Origin of the sequence: Burkholderia perseverans (assembly GCF_022870505.1) — a bacterium.
In the GTDB taxonomy this organism is placed as follows: domain Bacteria; phylum Pseudomonadota; class Gammaproteobacteria; order Burkholderiales; family Burkholderiaceae; genus Burkholderia; species Burkholderia plantarii.
In genome coordinates, this window is sequence record NZ_CP045093.1 from 1,082,469 (window position 1) to 1,099,128 (window position 16,660).

The window sequence follows — 16,660 nt, forward strand, 5'->3', positions numbered from 1 at the left end:
GAACGACGATGCCATCCCGACGACGGTTCATCTGCGGCTGCCTGGGCGCGATGGCCGGCTGCACGCTGTTTCCCTCGCTCGCGCCCGCGCGATTGATCGACATCCTGCCGCCCGCCGACGCCGCCGACGGCGTGACGTTCCGCGCGCTCTGCTTCCACGACGTGCGCGACAACCTGCAAGCGGAATTCAACACCAACGACGTGGAGGATCCGTACGCGGTCGATACCGGTACGCTGACCTCGATCTTCTCGTGGCTGGAGGTGAACGACTATCATCCGGTCACGTTCAGCGCGATGCTGGCCGCGCGCAACGGCGGCAAGCCGCTGCCGCCGCGCTCGGTGCTGCTGACCTTCGACGACGGCTTCCGCAGCCATCACGAGAAAGTCCTGCCGCTGCTCAAGCAGTTCAACTATCCGGCGGTGATGGCGATCGTCACGTCGTGGATCGACACGCCTGCCGATACCGGCGTGCGTCTCTCGGACAGCCTCGTCGTGCCGCGCGACACCTTCATGTCGTGGGAGCAGGTGAAGGACGTGGCGGACTCGGGTCTGGTCGAGATCGCTTGCCACACGCATGACCTGCACCGCGGCGCGATCGCCAATCCGCAGGGCAACGAGCTGCCGGCCGCCACCTCGCATCTGTATCTGAAGGACCAGCAGCGCTACGAGACCGACGCCGAATTCGAGACGCGCGTGCGCGAGGATCTGAGCCGCTGCATCCGGCAGGTCAAGGCGCGCACCGGTTTCTCGATCCGCTCGATGGTGTGGCCGTATGGCGCCCAGAATCAGACCGTGCGCGAGGTCTCGACGAGCCTCGGCATGCATACGCAGTTCACGCTGGAGTCCGGTTCGAACACACGCGACGTGCCGCTCGACCGGCTGCGCCGGATTCTCGCCACGTATGACATCGACGTGGGCGGGCTGGAGCGCTCGATGCGCGAGCCGGCCGAGAATCGTGGCCGCGTCAATCCTGTGGAGCGGGCGGTGGTGGTGTCGCTCGACGACGTCTACGATCCGTCGCCCGATCGGCAGGAGAAGAAGCTCGGCGACCTGATCGAGCGCATCTACCGGCTGCGCCCGAGTTCGGTCTACCTGCAGGCGTTCTCGGATCCGTCGCGCTCCGGGCTCGCCCAGGCCGTGTACTTTCCGAACCGGCACCTGCCGATGCGCTCCGATCTGTTCAGCCGCGCCGCGTGGCAGCTGAGTACGCGCGCGCGGGTGTCCGTCTATGCGTGGCTGCCGGTGCTGTCGTTCGCGGTGCCGGGCAAGCTGAGCGGGCGCGTCGAGTTCGTCACCAGCGCCGCCGGCGGCGCGCTGCCGCCGGGCGCGTCGGGCGTGCGCCGGCTGAGCCCGTTCGATCCGCTGGCACGCGCGTTCGTGCGCGACATGTACGAGGATCTCGGCCGCTATTCGGCGTTCTCCGGCGTGCTGTTCGGCGAGGACGCCATGCTCGGCGACGACGAGGACGCGGGACGCCACGCGAGCGATGCCTACGCGCGCTGGAACCTGCCGCGCGACCTCGCGCAGATCCGCGCCAATCCGCAACTGGCCCAGCGCTGGGGCGATCTGAAGACGCGCCACCTGATCGACTTCACCAAGGAGTTGCAGAAGATCGTGATCGACAGCCAGAGCAGCGGCGAGGTGCTGACCGTGCGCACCATCTTCCCCGACGCCGTGATCGATCCGCAGGCGGGGCGGCGCTACGCGCAGGACTACACGGCGTTTCTCGGCGCCTACGACTTCGTCGGGCTGCTCGCGCTGCCGTCGCGGCAGGGCATCACCTCGGTGGACGGCTGGCTCGGCAAGCTCGGCGAGACCGTGAAGGCGGCGCCGGACGGCCCGCGCCGCACGGTGTTCATGCTGGAGGCCATCGACTCGCGCACCTCGGCGCGCGTGCCGGCCGATCGCCTCGCCGCGCAAATGCATTATCTGCGTCAGACCGGACTCGTGAGCTACGGCTATTACCCCGACGATTTCGCGCACGACAAGCCCGAGGCGATCGCGATGCGCGACGTGATGTCGATGCGCGCGAATCTCGATCCGGGTTCGATCAACGCGCTGCTCAGCAGCGCCAAGGCCCCGGGAGCGCGATGATCCCTATCCTGATCAACCGGCTGCAGGACTTCATCTTCTTCTATCCGTTCTTCATGTCGTATCTCTGGATGATCGGCGGAACGGTGCATTTCTTCGTGCTCGAGCAGGGGCGCGAGCGTTCGCCGGGCGCGCTGGTCCGGGCGGGCATGCCGAAGGTGGCGGTGATCGTGCCGTGCTACAACGAGGAGGCGAACGCGCGGCGCGTGCTGAGCCATCTGGCGACGCTCGACTATCCGAACTACGAGATCATCGCCGTCAACGACGGCAGCCGCGACCGCACCGGCGAGGTGCTCAACGAACTCGCCGCCGAGATCCGGAACCTGACCGTCGTGCATCACGCCAGGAACGAGGGCAAGGCGATCGGGCTGACCACCGCGACCGTGGTGACCGATGCCCCGTTCCTGATGTGCATCGACGGCGATTCGCTGCTCGACAAGGACGCGATCAGCTGGATGCTCGAGCACTTCATCGCCGACCCGAGCGTGGGCGCGGTGACCGGCAATCCGCGCATCCGCACCCGCACCTCGCTGCTCGGGCGCATGCAGGTGGGCGAGTTCTCGTCGATCATCGGGCTCATCAAGCGCACCCAGCAGGTGTACGGACGCATCTTCACGGTGTCCGGCGTGAGCACGATGTTCCGCAAGAGCGCGCTGGCCGACGTCGGCTTCTGGAGTGCCGACATGCTGACCGAGGACATCGACATCAGCTGGAAGCTGCAGTGCCGCGACTGGCGCGTCGCCTACGAGCCGCACGCGGTCAGCTGGATCCTGATGCCCGAGACGCTCAAGGGCCTCTACAAGCAGCGGCTGCGCTGGGCCAAGGGCGGCATCCAGGTGCTGCTCAAGTACGCGCCGCGTCTGCTGCGGCGCTCGCAGCTGATGATGTGGCCGATCTTCATCGAGTACCTGCTCGGCATCTGCTGGGCCTACTCGATGTCGCTGGTGCTGCTGCTGGCGCTCGTCAACGCGCTCGTCCCGTTGCCGCCCGACTGGCACGTCTCGCTGGTCCCGAGATGGCACGGCATGCTGCTGGTGGCGACCTGCGTGCTGCAGATCTTCGTCGGCTGCCTGATCGACAGGCGTTACGACGAGAAGCTGCTGCTGTATCTGATGGACGCCGTCTGGTATCCGATTGCGTTCTGGCTCATCAACATGATCACCACCGTCGTGGCCCTGCCCACGATCGTCCTCGGACGGCGTGGCAAGCGCGCGGTGTGGACCAGCCCTGATCGAGGTATTCAACATGAATAATTCCCCCGTCATCGACCTCTCGCTGCGCGACCCGCGGCTCGTCATCGCCGATCAGGGCAAGCTGCGCGGCAGCCTGCTGGTGTTGTGGTTCCGTCTGGTGCGGCCGGCCTGCGTCGGCTCCATGTGGGCGGCCATCACGCTCTACGCGTTCCGCTATCTGCTGCCGTTCGATCAGGGCGACCTGTCGTGGCCGGAGCTGATTTCGTACGTGGCCGCGATCGCGACCATGGGCGCGGTGCTGACGACGTGGATGATCGTCGCGCACGTGGCCCACCCGTTCACCTCGAAGTCGCGCATGCAGCGTCTGCTGCGACGCAAGGCGGGGATCACGGTCGAGCCCGAGCCGTTCGCCGAGACCGCCTCGCGCGACTGGGACGCCGACGCGCGCGTGCTGGTGGCCTCCCACGATTCGCGCGGCATGATCGCGGCGTTGCGTGCGCAGCCCGTCGCCGTGACGGCCGACGGCGACGAGGAGGATCGCGTGGTGTTCCCCGCCAGCGCCTACCAGGCGCGCGTGGCATACCGCATGGGCACGTCGGTGCCGCGTGGGCCGCGCCGTTGAGATGCCGGTTCCTGACGCGGGGGTGGCGATGAACGGTCGGCTCGTGCGGGCCCGCAGGCGGGAACGTCGGCACGGGCCGGTCGCGCGCGCCTGCCTGGGCGCGGCGCTCGTGCTGATGGCGCTGGCGCGGCCGGCTTCCGCCATCGACGCCCATCGCGCGCCGGCCGGCGCGGTGGTGGCCGTGCCGGCGCCCGGTTTCGGCGACGAGCGGCGCTTCATGCACGGCATCGCGGCGGTGGACGCGGGCGCGGGCCGCGACTGGGTATTCTTCAGCAGCTCCGGCCTGCCGCCGCGCGGCGCCAACGCGGACGGCAGCTGGCCGCACGACGTCTACGTGGGCCAGTGGTCGCCGGGCAGCCGGCAACTGCGCGATGTGCATGTCTTCATCCGCCGTCCCGAGGCGCAGGAGCCGGTGTCGGTCGCGCGCAACACCGACGGCAACCTGTTCGTCACCTTCGAGGACGGCTGGAACGCGCCGCGCGTGGTGAGCCAGCGCTTCGGCGTCTATCGCGCCGATCTCTCGCCGCTCGTGCCCTATCCGAACGACGTCGAGTCGGGCGGCCATTCGGGCCACGTGGCCGCCGTCGGCAGCCGCTTCGTGGTGTTCTATTCGCAGGGCTGGGTGCAGGGCGGCGGCGTCGACAATCTCGGCAGCGGCGACGGCGTGTTCGCGAAGATCTACGACGGCGCCGGCAAGGCGCTGCGGCGCGTCACGGTGATGGCGCACGGGCGCGAATGGTGGCCGATGATCGCCGGCTCGCCGACGCGCGCGCTGCTGGTCTGGCAGAAATACATTCCGGGCGACACCATCGCCCGCCTGCGCTACGCGGTGCTCGATCCGCGGACCGGCGAGTTCGCGAGCGCGCCGGGCTCGCTCGACGATCTGCTCGTGCAGTACTACACCTACGCGGTCGCATGGGTGCCGGCGGTGGGTCGCTTCGTGCTGGAGGCGACGCTGGCCGACGGCCGCACCTCGATCATGCTGATCGACGAGACGGGGCGCGTGACGGCGCGGCTCGCCTGCCTGCCGGCCTCGGTGCGCGAGGCGAGCATCGGCGTCGACGGCGCGACCGCCTACGTGCCCACCCGCGACGGCCGCCTGATGGCGCTCGCGCTGGGCGGCGCTACGATCCGCCTGCGCGGGCTCTCCCGTGCGCCGTTCGCCTGGGGCAACACGGGGGCGGTCGGCATCGCGGGCGGGCCGGATTCGATGCATTTCGTGTCGCTTTCGCCGGTCGGCCTGCGGGAAGCGGATTTCGACGCGCGCGCGGAAGCGGCGCCCGTCGCCTCGGATCAGTGCGGTCCCTGAGACGCGTTCTCGCGGTCAGGCGGGAAGGATGGGGAGTGGAGGAGTCGAACGGAGATGTCGCGCTCGAATCGCGGCGCGGGCCGGATTCGAGCGCGACGCCGCATGCGTCCTGACGTGCGGCTGCCGTTGCGCGCCCGCGCGAGGCGGGCGCGAGATGGGCACGTTGGGGGGCTCGGCGAGCCGTCACGCGCGCGGTGTCACGCGCCGACAGCCACGCTCAACGATGCGCCGCCAGCAAGGTCGTCTGGCTCGCCGTGGCGCCGGCATAGTAGCTCGATCCGAGCTTGGCGCGGCTGGCGTCGGCGTTGACGCCGAACTGCGAAAGGCTCCAGCGCCGGCCGTTCGTCACGTCGCCCAGATAGAGCTGGTAGCCGCCTGCGGTGGTCGACGAGAAGAACAGATAGTTGGTGCCGCTCACGGGCGCCGGGTCCGAGTTGTTGCTGATGCAGTCGTTGAGCGCCAGCTGGCTGGCGGTCGCGCCCGGCTCGGCGGCCTTCGCGTAGATCTGGTCGAGCTGGCTGTTGCTCTTCCAGCGCACGTAGAACACCATGCCGTCCGCGCGCACGATCGGATAGTAGGCCTGCATGCCGGCGGGATGCGCGAAGGCCGTGGTCACGCCGGTGGTGATGGCGTGCTTCATCACCTTCATGTTCGCGCCGGTGCCGCTCGCGTAGTAGACGGCGCTCGCGTCCGGCGCCAGGAACGGCATCGAGTATTCGCCGCCGGCCGGCACGTTGGTGAGGCTCGTGACCGAGGTGAAGACCGGGCCGGTGCTGGTGTACGACAGCGTGGCCAGCTTGACGTCGCCGTTCTGCTTGAACACCAGCCCCTTGCCGTCCGCGCTGAACTTCGGATCCTCGTTGCGGGTGGCGCCGGTGCTGTTGGTCATGTTGACCGGCGCGCCGTTGCCGCCGAGCGCATACATGAAGAGGTTCCAGGCGTTGTTCGAGATCCCCATGAACGTCAGCCACTTGCCGTCGGGACTGAACGCCGCGTTCATCGGATCCGTGATGCCCCAGGCGGGCTGGCTCAGGCGCGTGAGCGTGTGGGCGGAGAAGTCGTAGAGGTAGATCTGGCTCGTGCCGTCTCCGTAGTTGACGTAGCTGTGATAGACGAGCTTGCCGGTGAGCGTGGCGGGGAACGAAGCGCTGGATTGCGCACGTGGATTGCTGACGCAACCGGCTTCGGCGAGGCCGCTGCCGAGCAGGTTGAGCGCTACCCCGGTCGCGATGCTGGCGACCAGGCAGATGAATTTCATGATTCGTTATCCTGATGGATGGAGTCGAATACGCCGCCGCGCTCTCGACGCGGGCCGGCATTTCCTCGACGCCGGGTCGAAGTCGGGATGGTCCGGGCACGGGCGCAGGCGGCCTCGGCGAACGCTGGTTAGCCGCGCCTTGGAGCGAGAAAGGGTGGGGCGTGCCGCGTGCTGGCGGCATGCCGTTCCTTTGCTCACGACAATCTATCGACAAGTCTATGAAAGACAGCGCCCGGCCAATGCGGCGAGTAGCGGGCGAATCCGATGGCATTTCGCCCGTTTGGTATGACGTATCGGTAGCATTTGCCGATGCGCATGACGACCTTGGCCGCCGCGGCGTCGCGTTGGCGCGATGTCGTGCGCCGCGCGCGCGGCGGGTCGCGCCGGCCGCCGCGTTTCGACGGACCGGCGCGGGGCGTTAGAATGACGACCTTTTTGGGGAGAGGCCTATGAGCTGGTTCATCTACGAAGTGCCCGGGTACCACGAGGACGGGGCGCGCATCGAACCGTTCCAGGATTTGCGCGACCGCGTGCTCGAGGACAGCGGGCGGCCCATGGCGGAGGAACTGGACAGCATCCGCGAGAACGCCGCGACGACGGCGAACACGCCCGCGCATCCGCTGCAGGGCGTCGAGAATCCGCACGTGTTCCCGATTCCCTACGCCGACTCCATGATCCTGGTCGGTTTCATCTTCGATCTGAAGCGCGAGGGGCGGCAGCTGGTGGTGTCGCCGGTGGAGATGCCCTGGTTGAAGGACGCCTGAGCGGCGGGAGCGCGAATCGCATGCAGACGCCCGACCTCGAACGCCTGGTCACGCTGGAGATGCCGTTCGGCAAGTACAAGGGCCGGCTCATCGCCGATCTGCCCGGGCATTACCTGAACTGGATGGCGCGGGAGGGATTCCCGCGCGGCGAGATCGGGCGGCTGCTCGCGCTGATGCACGAGCTGGACCATAACGGCCTGAAGGATCTGCTGGAGCCGCTGCGCAAGCGGGGGGTGAGGGCCGGGATGGAAGCTGGCCAAAAACCAGTCAAAAACAAGCCAGCCGCCGGTGGCACCAGCCCCTACGCCCCCGGAATCAAAACCGACAGAATCAGGTCGATTTCCTTCTCCGTCACCGTCGCGCCTTCGAGCGTCGAATAACCGATGAACGCCCAATACGACCAACGGCCCAGCGTCGCGGCCTCGGCCTTGTTGCGTCCGGCGCCGCGCAGCAGCGTGGTCAGGTAAGCGGTGCGCTGCTCGTCGACGCGCAACTGCACGTCACGGGTCGGCGGATGCGTCAGCGCCCACGAGCGGATCGCGCGATCGAGCGCGAGATCCGACGCGGCGGCCCCCTTCAGCCAGTGACGCAGCTTGGTCCGCGCATCGCCGCCGAGCTGTTCCACGCAGTCGATCGCGTCCTGGGTGTGGCTGCGTTCCCAATACTGCGCGAGTTCGCCGAGGTAGGCGTCGAGGCCGGCGAAGTGCCAGTAGAAGCTGCCCTTGGTGACGTTGAGCCGCCTGGCGACGGACATTACGCGCAGTCCGTCGGCGCCGTCCTCGGCGAGTGCTTGCAGGCCGGCGCGCAGCCAGTCCTCGCGGTTTTTTCGATCATCCATCGGGCCACCATACCGAAAGGTATTGACATTGGCAATCGCGAATGCGACTCTCCATACCACTCGGTATGGAGAGTTCTCTGACCGGCACCGCCCATCCCCGGCGGCTTCTCGTGGATTCCAGGCCCACTACCATCATGCTCAGACCCATAACAACCGATATCTGGCATCTCCAGCATCCGTTCGTGGCGAGCGGCCTGCGCGTGTCCTCGCGCATGACCGTGGTTCGCCTTCAGGATGCATCGCTGTGGCTGCATTCTCCCGTACCGTTGTCGGCCGAGGTCGTCGCGCAGCTTCGCACGCTGGGCGAGGTGCGCTACATCGTGGCGCCGAGCAAGGCCCACCATCTGTTCGTGGCGGATTGTCTGAAGCTTTTTCCCGAGGCCATGCTGTTCGGCGCGCCGGGGCTGGCGGCCAAGCGGCCGGACCTGCCAAACCTGCGTGAGCTGACGCGCAGCGTCGAGCCGGCCTGGGCGGCCGATTTCGAACAGGTCTTCTTCGACGGCATCCCGTTCGGCAACGAGACGGTCTGGTTTCACAAGGCATCGAGTACGCTGATCGTGACCGACCTGTGCCAGTGCTGGCGGGACGAGGCACCATTCGCGACGCGGGCCTTCGCGGCGCTGACCGGCGTGCGCGGGCGGCTCGCGGTGCCGCGCACGATCCGGATGCTGGTCAAGGACCGTCAGGCGGCCGGCGCGAGCGCGGCGCGCATCCTCGCGTTGCCGTTCACGCGGGTCGTCATGGCCCACGATTCGATCGTCGAGGTGGACGCGCATCGCTTGGTCGAGCAGGCGTTCCGGGTGTTTGCGCCGCGCTGATTAGGTAGCGGGTGCGTTGGCGCGGCGCACGCGTGCAACGCACTGAACGTGGCAGGCCGAACGGCGCCTGCATGAACCGGCGCCCGCGAATGAATCGTCAGGAGCGCGCCGCGCCTCCGGCGTCGGCCTGCGTATCGGCCATCACGCGCGGCCGTGCCTCCTTCGCGCCCGGCGCATGCACGACGGCGCGCGCGGACGGCTTCGCCACCGCCCCGGCCGAAGCCGGTTTCACCGCATCAGGCTTGACCGGCGCGTCGGGCGGCACCGCCAGCAGCTGCAGCGTTCCCCCCATCACCGACGAGAACACCGGCCCCGCCACGGTCCCGCCGTAATAGCCGCGCCCGCCCGGCTCGTCGATCATCACGGCGACGATCACGCGCGGGTCGCTCATCGGCGCCATGCCGGCGAACAGGGCGCGGTACTTGCCCTTCGCATAGGTGCCGCCTTCCTGCTTGCGCGCGGTGCCGGTCTTGCCGCCGATCCGGTAGCCGTCCACGCGCGCCGCGCGCCCGGTGCCGCCTTCGCTGACGGCCATCTCCAGCATCGAGCGGATCGCGGCGGCGGTTTCTGGCCGCGTCACGCGATGGCCCTGGCGGCCGGCGTCGTTGCCGTCGCGCAGCAGCGAGACGGGATGGATCGTGCCGTCGCCGGCATAGGCGGTGTACATCTGCGCGATCTGCAGCAGCGACATCGACAGCCCGTAGCCGTAGGCCATGGTGGCCTGCTCGATCGGCCGCCAGCGCTGGTAGGGCCGCAGCCGCCCCGAGGCGACGCCGGGAAACGTCAGCTCCGGCGCGTGGCCGATGCCGTATTCCTGATACTTGTCCCAGATCGTCTGCGCGGGCAGGTTCAGCGCCAGCTTCGCGAGCGCGACGTTGCTCGACTTCTGCAGCGCCTGCGCGACCGTCACCACGCCGTGGTTCGAGGTGTCGTGGATCACGGCCGGCCCGATCTTCCAGGTGCCGGGCGAGGTGTTGACGAGCGTCTGCGGCCCGACCTTGCCCGTGTCGATCGACAGCGCCACGACCAGCGGCTTGACGGTCGAGCCGGGCTCGAACGTGTCGATCACGGCGCGGTTGCGCAGCTGCGCGCCGGTCAGGCGGCTGCGGTCGTTCGGATCGAAGGTGGGGTAGTTGGCGAGCGCGAGGATATCGCCCGAGCGCGCCTCGAGCACCACCACGCTGCCGGCCTTCGCATGGTTGGCCAGCACGGCGGCCTTCAGCTGCGCATAGGCGAGCTGCTGCACGCGGCGGTCGATCGTCAGCTCGACGGTGGCGCCGTGCCGCGCGGGCACGAGCGGGCGCGTATCGGAGATGATCCGGCCGAGCCGGTCGCGGATCACCTCGCGCTGCCCGGCGGTGCCGAGCAGCTGGTCGTTGGCGGCCAGCTCGACGCCTTCCTGGCCGCGGTCCTCGATATTGGTGAAGCCCACCACGTGCGCGGCCGATTCGCCTTCCGGATAGAAGCGCTTCGAATCGGCGATCTGCGTGATGCCTTCGAGGTCGAGCTTGCCGATCTTCGCGGCGGTGTCGGGATCGATCTGCCGCTTCAGCAGCACGAAGCTCTTGTCGGCCGTCAGGCGTCGCGCGAGTTCGGCGTGCGGCATGTCGAGCAGCTTCGCGAGCGGCCCGTAGGCGGCCGCATCGACCTGCTTCGGGTTGGCCCAGATCTCGTAGGTGGCGAGGCTCACGGCCAGCATCGCGCCGTTGCGATCGACGATGCGCCCGCGCATCGCGTCCAGCTCGATGGTGCGCTGATAGCGTTTCTCACCCTGGCCGAGATAGAAGTCCTGATTGGCGACCTGCACCCAGAACGCGCGTGCGATCAGCGCGGCGAACGCGAGAAACATGACGATCACGACGAACTTCGAACGCCACATCGGCAGGCTCGACCCGAGCATCGGGCTGCGCGCGACGGCGACGTAAGGATCGGCGGATTTCGGCTTGTTTCGTTGCGGCATGAAGGCGAGCGGAAGGGAGGTGGGGGTATTTGAAAGGAATATAAGGTGATTTGTAATGAATGTCGATGCGAATCTGGAGCGGGCTTGCGGCGGCGCACGACGGCTTGCGATGCGGCCGGGGCCGTGCGTGGCGGCGTGCCGACGGGCGGTGTGCCTCGCATCGTCAGGGATGCGAACGATCACCGGTGCGGGGCAGGCCGGCCGCGCGCGCAACCGGCGGCTTTGCCGCTGCGGCTCGCGGAAAGCCGGTGGATCTAGACCGGGTCCTTGTCCGGCGGCGCGTCGCGCGGCAACTGCGGGCTGTCGCGATGGCCGGGCGGATGGCCGGGCGGCGCGGGCTCGCCGGTGTCGGGGGCCGGATCGCGAGTCGGATCGGCGGGCAGGTCCGGAATCGGCGTGGTGTGATCGGTCATGGCGTGGGCACGGTGCGGGAAAGCGAAGGGCCGCCGCGCGGAGCGGCGGAGGGCGCGGACGAGGACTTCCGCGCTTCCGTTATAGGCAATCGCGGCAAGGCCTGCCCATACCCGTTTCGCCGCAAGGAGCGCCCACCGGCGGCGGCACGCCCGGCCGCGCCGTTCAGTCGATCCCGTGGAACACCGCGTCCTCGGGGCCGAGGTAGGCGGGCGACCGCCACGTCGCGTCGCGCATCGAGTGCTGCACGAGGTGATCGACGCCGAGCAGCACGGCGAACACCGCCATGCGCACCGGAATGCCGTTGTCGGTCTGGCGGAAGATCGCGAGCCGCGGATCGTGGTTCAGGTCGGTGGCGAGATCGTTGGCGCCGGGCCGGCTGTCGCGCGGCAGCGGGTGCATGATCAGCGTGTCGCGCTGGCAGACGGTGTCGACCAGCGCCTGGTTGATCTGGAAATCGGGCGTGTAGCCCTCGAACGATTCGTCGGCGAAGCGCTCCTTCTGGATCCGCGTGGCGTAGACCACGTCCGCGCCGGCCAGCCCGCGCGCCAGATCGGTGGTCTCCTCGATCACGTGGCCGTTCTTCGCGATCTGCTCGACGATGTAGCGCGGCATCTCCAGCGAGGCCGGCGCGACCAGCGTGAAGCGGATGCCGCGATAGAGCGCCAGCAGCTTGGCGAGCGAGTGGACGGTCCGGCCGTACTTGAGGTCGCCCACGAACGCGATGTGCGAGCCGTCGACGATCTTGCCGAGCCGCGAGAACTCGCGCTGGATCGTGTAGAGATCGAGCAGCGCCTGGCTCGGATGCTCGCCGGGGCCGTCGCCGCCGTTGATCACCGGCAGGTTGGTCGCGCGCGCGAACTCGGCCACCGAGCCCTGCTCGGGGTGGCGGATCACCAGCGCATCGACGTAGCCGGCCATCACGCGGCTGGTGTCGTGGATCGATTCGCCCTTGGCCATCGACGAGAACGTGAAGCCGGTGGTGTCGCAGACCGAGCCGCCGAGCCGGCAGAACGCGGCGCCGAACGACACGCGCGTGCGCGTGCTGGCCTCGAAGAACAGGTTGCCGAGCACGGCGCCCTCCAGCACGCGCGAGATCTTGCGGCGGCGCGCGATCGGCTGCATCAGGTCGGCCACGCGGAACAGCGCTTCCACCGAATCGCGCGAGAACTGGTCGACGGACAGCAGCTGCGGGCGGCCCTCGAACAGGATCTGGCTCGCGAGCGATGAAGTATCTACGCTTTGCGTATACTTTGTCTCGTCCGAGGCACGCGTGACGATTTCCGTCACGTAGCGCTCGACGATCTCGGGCATCGAGCGCGATTCCTGCGAGTCGTCGGGCAACAGCCAGGTGTCGAGTGCCCGGCGGCTCACACCGATACGGTTCGCGAACGCTTCGCGGGTCATGTTGAGGCGACGCATCGCGTCGCGCAGGAAGGCTTGCTGGGGAGCGGTCATCGCGGGCTCGATATCAAAATATACGCGATGCGTATAATAGTCGGTCGCGAGCCGAAGTCAAGCCGCCGCAGCCCCTGGCAGGTGATGTACCTTCTCCGCCACGCACTACAATCAGTTACTGGCGGCCTCGTGGCGCGTTTGTATAATCGGGACCGGTCCCCGCTCCAGCGGGGGCGCAGGCCGTTCGACAAGGTACGATGCGCTCGTTTCGTGCGGGCAAATTTCCAAGGAGAATCACGATGACTCGTTCGATTGCCGCAGTTCTGCTGGTTTTGACCGCCGCGCTCGCAGGCTGCAACACGATCGCCGGTGCCGGCCAGGATATTTCGAGCGGCGGCAACGCCATCTCGAACACGGCTGAAAAGGCCAAGTAAGCGCGCGGCGCCGGCTCGACCGGCGCGCATCGCGACCCTCGACGGGCTGCCTGATGTCTCAGGCAGCCCGTTTTCGTTGGTGCGGCGGGGGATGGGAGAAGTGGGCCGCTCAGGCCGGGCGCCGCGCCTCGGTTTCCTGATACTGCGCCCGCAGCGCGCGCGCGAGCAGCGTGTCCACTTCACGCGGCGGCCCGCCGCGCGTGAGGATCGCCACCGGCGGCAGCGTCCAGTCGAGCGAATACGGCACGATCGCCACGCCGGCGATATGCACGAGTTCCTCGGCGATGTCGGCCGGCACGATCGACACGGCGTTCTCGTTCGAGGCGAGGATCTCGCCGATCAGCCGCGACGAGTAGCTCTCGACGATCGGCACCGGCGGCGACGCGCCGGCGCGCAGGAACAGGTCGGAGATCTGCTCGCGGATCGGCGTGTGCGGCGCGCCGAGTATCCAGTCGAGCTCGACGAGCTTCTGCCAGTTCAGCGCGCTGCGGGCGAGCCGCGCGGCGAGGCGCCGGCTCGCGATCAGCCGCGGCCGCTGCTGGTGGACCACCTCGAAGCGCAGGTCGGCCAGATCGACGGTGGCGGTGGCGCGCGCGATCACCACGTCGAGCTGGTGCTCGCGCAACTGCGCGATCAGCGTCTCGCTGGTGCTTTCGTGGATCGTCATGGTGAGCCGCTGCGGCACGTCGGCCTGGGTCCGGCGGATCGCGGCGGCCAGCGTCTTGCCCGAGATGAACGGGATCACGCCGATGTGGATGCGCGTGGCGTGGCCGGCCACCACCGCCTCGATGTCGCGCGTGAGGTGCTCGAGGTCGTGCAGCATCGCCTGCGCGCGCGCCAGCACCACCTTGCCGAGCGCGGTCGGCGTCATGCCGCGCGGCGTGCGGTCGAACAGCGGGCCGCCGAACATGCCTTCGAGTTCGGCCAGCGCGTTCGTGACGGCCGGCTGGCTGCTCGCCATCTGCTCGGCCACGCGCGTGAGCGAGCCGTGCTGGCGGATCTGCAGCAGCAGGATCAGGTGGCGAATCTTCAGGCGGGTGCTGAGGCGCCGGATCACTTCGTCCGTATCGAAAGCCACTGTGGCGGGATCCCGGGTCATCATGAAAAGGTGATGCGCCCATACTAATTCAAAATGGCGCGCCTTTAGCGGCTGCCTAGAATCGCTTCCTCAGATCGCCGCCGGGACAGGCCCGGCGCAGCCAACCCGAGGGAGACGATGAACAAGACCGACCGCCAGGCCGCCCTGGAATACCACCAGTACCCCACGCCGGGGAAGATTTCCGTGACCGCCAGCAAGCCGCTCGTCACGCAGCGCGACCTCGCGCTCGCGTACACGCCGGGCGTGGCGGTGGCCTGCGAGGAGATCGTCGAGGACCCGGCCAACGCGTTCAACTACACGAGCCGAGGCAACCTGGTGGGCGTCATCACCAACGGCACGGCCGTGCTCGGGCTCGGCAACATCGGCGCGCTGGCCTCGAAGCCGGTGATGGAAGGCAAGGCGGTGCTGTTCAAGAAGTTCGCCGGCATCGACGTGTTCGACATCGAGATCACCGAGACCGACCCGGACAAGCTGGTCGACATCATCGCGAGCCTGGAGGCCACCTTCGGCGGCATCAACCTGGAAGACATCAAGGCGCCCGAGTGCTTCACGGTCGAGCGCAAGCTGCGCGAGCGCATGAAGATCCCGGTCTTCCACGACGACCAGCACGGCACCGCGATCACCGTCAGCGCCGCGTTCATCAACGGGCTGAAGGTGGTCGGCAAGGACATCAAGCAGGTGAAGGTGGTGACCTCGGGCGCCGGCGCGGCCGCGCTCGCCTGCCTCGACCTGATGGTCGACCTCGGCCTGCCGATCGAGAACATCTGGGCGACCGACATCGACGGCGTGGTCTACCAGGGCCGCACCACGCTGATGGACCCGGACAAGGCGCGCTTCGCGCAGGACACCCCGGCGCGCACGCTCGACGACGTGATCGAGGGCGCCGACGTGTTCCTCGGCCTGTCGGCGGGCGGCGTGCTGAAGGCGCCGATGCTGGCGAAGATGGCGAAGAACCCGCTGATCCTCGCGCTCGCGAACCCGACGCCGGAAATCTTCCCCGAGATCGCGCACGCCACGCGCGACGACGTGGTGATCGCCACCGGCCGTTCGGATTTCCCGAACCAGGTCAACAACGTGCTGTGCTTCCCGTACATCTTCCGCGGCGCGCTCGACGTGGGCGCCACCACCATCACGCGGCGCATGGAGATCGCGGCGGTCCACGCGATCGCGGGCCTCGCCGAGGAAGAGCCGAACGATTCGGTGGCCGCCGCCTACGGCGCCTACGACCTGTCGTTCGGGCCGCAGTACCTGATCCCGAAGCCGTTCGATTCGCGGCTGCTGCTGCGCATCGCGCCGGCGGTGGCGAAGGCGGCCATCGAGGAAGGCGTGGCCACGCGTCCGATCGACGATTTCGCCGCCTACGCCGACCAACTGCAGCAGTTCGTCTACCACTCGGGCGCGTTCATGAAGCCGCTGTTCTCGGCGGCCAAGCAGTTCGTGCGCGACGGCGCGAAGACGCGCATCGTGTTCGCCGAGGGCGAGGAGGAGCGCGTGCTGCGCGCGGTGCAGGTGATCGTCGACGAGAAGCTGGCGCGGCCGATCCTGATCGGCCGGCCCGAGGTGCTGCTCGCACGGATCGAGAAGTTCGGGCTGCGGCTGAAGCTCGGCGAGGACGTCGAGGTGACCAACCCCGAGTACGACGAGCGCTTCCATCAGTACTGGACGACCTATTGGGAGTTGCGCTGCCGCGACGGCATCACCAAGGAGATGGCGCGCGTGGAAATGCGCCGGCGCCTGACGCTGATCGGCGCGATGATGGTGCGGCTCGGCGATGCGGACGGCATGATCTGCGGCACGGTGGGCGCCTATCACGACCACCTGCGCTTCGTCGACGAGACGATCGGCAAGGCGCGCGGCGCGCGCACCTACGGCGCGATGAACATCCTGCTGCTCGACAAGCGCACCGTCGCGCTGGTCGACACGCACATCAACGACAACCCGAACGCCGACCAGATCGCCGAATTCACGATCGCGGCGGCCTCGCAGATGGCGTGGCTGAACCTCTCGCCGAAGGTCGCGCTGCTGTCGCGCTCGAACTTCGGCTCGGGCAGCTCGGCCTCGGGCGCGAAGATGCGCGAAGTGCTGGAGCTCGTGAAGGAGCGCGCGCCGGACCTCGAGATCGAGGGTGAGATGCACGGCGACTGCGCGCTCGACGAGACGCTGCGCCAGCGCTTCCTGCCGCATTCGCGGCTCAAGGGCGCGGCCAACCTGCTGGTGTGCCCGAACGTCGACGCCGGCAACATCGCCTACAACCTGCTGAAGACGAGCGCGGGCAGCAACGTGGCGGTGGGGCCGTTCCTGCTCGGCGTGAACGCGCCCGTCAACATCATGACGGCCAGCTCGACGGTGCGCCGCATCATCAACATGACCGCGCTGACGGTGCTGCAGGCCAATCGCGACTGATCATGACGGATTGATCCGCCGGCCGCTGTCTGGCCGCGTGTAATTCACGACGCCCTCCCGGCT

Annotated in this window: 13 protein-coding genes and 2 pseudogenes; 9 read left to right on the forward strand and 6 right to left on the reverse strand. The window is 68.2% G+C overall.

All coding sequences use genetic code 11. The features are described from left to right. Positions 1-8: 8 nt before the first annotated feature. From pgaB to BpN12_RS04520, 4 genes are read left to right on the forward strand one after another with little or no spacing between them, the layout of a single operon-like run. Entirely contained in the window at positions 9-2,093 is a 2,085-nt protein-coding gene (pgaB, locus tag BpN12_RS04505; RefSeq protein WP_246794106.1) for a poly-beta-1,6-N-acetyl-D-glucosamine N-deacetylase PgaB, read from the forward strand. After that, the gene (pgaC, locus tag BpN12_RS04510; protein WP_246794107.1) at positions 2,090-3,343 is read left to right on the forward strand and encodes a poly-beta-1,6-N-acetyl-D-glucosamine synthase; all 1,254 of its coding nucleotides are present in this window, start codon (positions 2,090-2,092) and stop codon (positions 3,341-3,343) included. Before pgaB ends, pgaC begins: the two co-directional genes overlap by 4 nt. After that, positions 3,336-3,905 carry a Biofilm PGA synthesis auxiliary protein PgaD gene (locus BpN12_RS04515; RefSeq protein ID WP_246794108.1) on the forward strand — a complete coding sequence of 190 codons (570 nt, stop codon included), beginning with the start codon at positions 3,336-3,338 and terminating at the stop codon, positions 3,903-3,905. Before pgaC ends, BpN12_RS04515 begins: the two co-directional genes overlap by 8 nt. A 28-nt stretch (positions 3,906-3,933) precedes the next feature. Then, complete coding sequence (locus BpN12_RS04520; protein ID WP_246794109.1) at positions 3,934-5,214, forward strand: hypothetical protein; 1,281 nt, start codon at positions 3,934-3,936, stop codon at positions 5,212-5,214. Positions 5,215-5,434: 220 nt separating this feature from the next. Here BpN12_RS04520 and BpN12_RS04525 read toward each other — a convergent pair. Next, positions 5,435-6,472, reverse strand: a pseudogene (locus BpN12_RS04525) (TolB family protein); the annotation flags it as partial. A 449-nt stretch (positions 6,473-6,921) separates the two neighbouring features. Between BpN12_RS04525 and BpN12_RS04530 the strand changes: the two are divergent. Both BpN12_RS04530 and BpN12_RS04535 read left to right on the forward strand, forming a co-directional pair. Beyond that, the gene (locus BpN12_RS04530; protein WP_246794110.1) at positions 6,922-7,236 is read left to right on the forward strand and encodes a helicase; all 315 of its coding nucleotides are present in this window, start codon (positions 6,922-6,924) and stop codon (positions 7,234-7,236) included. Positions 7,237-7,256: 20 nt separating this feature from the next. Continuing rightward, a pseudogene (locus BpN12_RS04535) lies at positions 7,257-7,469 on the forward strand (DUF3820 family protein); the annotation flags it as partial. Between the two features lie 68 nt (positions 7,470-7,537). On the opposite strand, the gene BpN12_RS04540 reads toward BpN12_RS04535, so the two are convergent. Beyond that, the gene (locus tag BpN12_RS04540) at positions 7,538-8,074 is read right to left on the reverse strand and encodes a TetR/AcrR family transcriptional regulator (RefSeq protein WP_246794111.1); all 537 of its coding nucleotides are present in this window, start codon (positions 8,072-8,074) and stop codon (positions 7,538-7,540) included. Between the two features lie 134 nt (positions 8,075-8,208). On the opposite strand from BpN12_RS04540, the gene BpN12_RS04545 reads away from it, so the two are divergent. After that, positions 8,209-8,892 carry a DUF4336 domain-containing protein gene (locus tag BpN12_RS04545; protein ID WP_246794112.1) on the forward strand — a complete coding sequence of 228 codons (684 nt, stop codon included), beginning with the start codon at positions 8,209-8,211 and terminating at the stop codon, positions 8,890-8,892. Positions 8,893-8,989: 97 nt separating this feature from the next. Here the strand turns inward: BpN12_RS04545 and BpN12_RS04550 are convergent, their stop codons facing one another. The 3 genes from BpN12_RS04550 to BpN12_RS04560 form a co-directional block, all read right to left on the reverse strand. Further along, positions 8,990-10,852, reverse strand: coding sequence for a peptidoglycan D,D-transpeptidase FtsI family protein (locus BpN12_RS04550; protein ID WP_246794113.1), 1,863 nt, complete (start codon positions 10,850-10,852; stop codon positions 8,990-8,992). 254 nt (positions 10,853-11,106) lie between these two features. Next, complete coding sequence (locus tag BpN12_RS04555) at positions 11,107-11,265, reverse strand: hypothetical protein (protein ID WP_246794114.1); 159 nt, start codon at positions 11,263-11,265, stop codon at positions 11,107-11,109. A gap of 163 nt (positions 11,266-11,428) precedes the next feature. Continuing rightward, a complete protein-coding gene (locus BpN12_RS04560) occupies positions 11,429-12,721 on the reverse strand; it encodes an aspartate carbamoyltransferase (RefSeq protein WP_246794115.1) in 1,293 nt (430 codons plus the stop codon). Positions 12,722-12,960: 239 nt separating this feature from the next. Between BpN12_RS04560 and BpN12_RS04565 the strand changes: the two genes are divergently transcribed. Beyond that, on the forward strand, positions 12,961-13,095 hold the full coding sequence (locus BpN12_RS04565; RefSeq protein ID WP_042627551.1) for an entericidin A/B family lipoprotein: 135 nt from the start codon (positions 12,961-12,963) through the stop codon (positions 13,093-13,095). Positions 13,096-13,204: 109 nt separating this feature from the next. Here the strand turns inward: BpN12_RS04565 and BpN12_RS04570 are convergent, their stop codons facing one another. After that, complete coding sequence (locus BpN12_RS04570; RefSeq protein WP_246794116.1) at positions 13,205-14,173, reverse strand: LysR family transcriptional regulator; 969 nt, start codon at positions 14,171-14,173, stop codon at positions 13,205-13,207. A gap of 138 nt (positions 14,174-14,311) precedes the next feature. Between BpN12_RS04570 and BpN12_RS04575 the strand changes: the two genes are divergently transcribed. Then, complete coding sequence (locus BpN12_RS04575) at positions 14,312-16,597, forward strand: NADP-dependent malic enzyme (RefSeq protein ID WP_246794117.1); 2,286 nt, start codon at positions 14,312-14,314, stop codon at positions 16,595-16,597. Positions 16,598-16,660 lie beyond the last annotated feature (63 nt).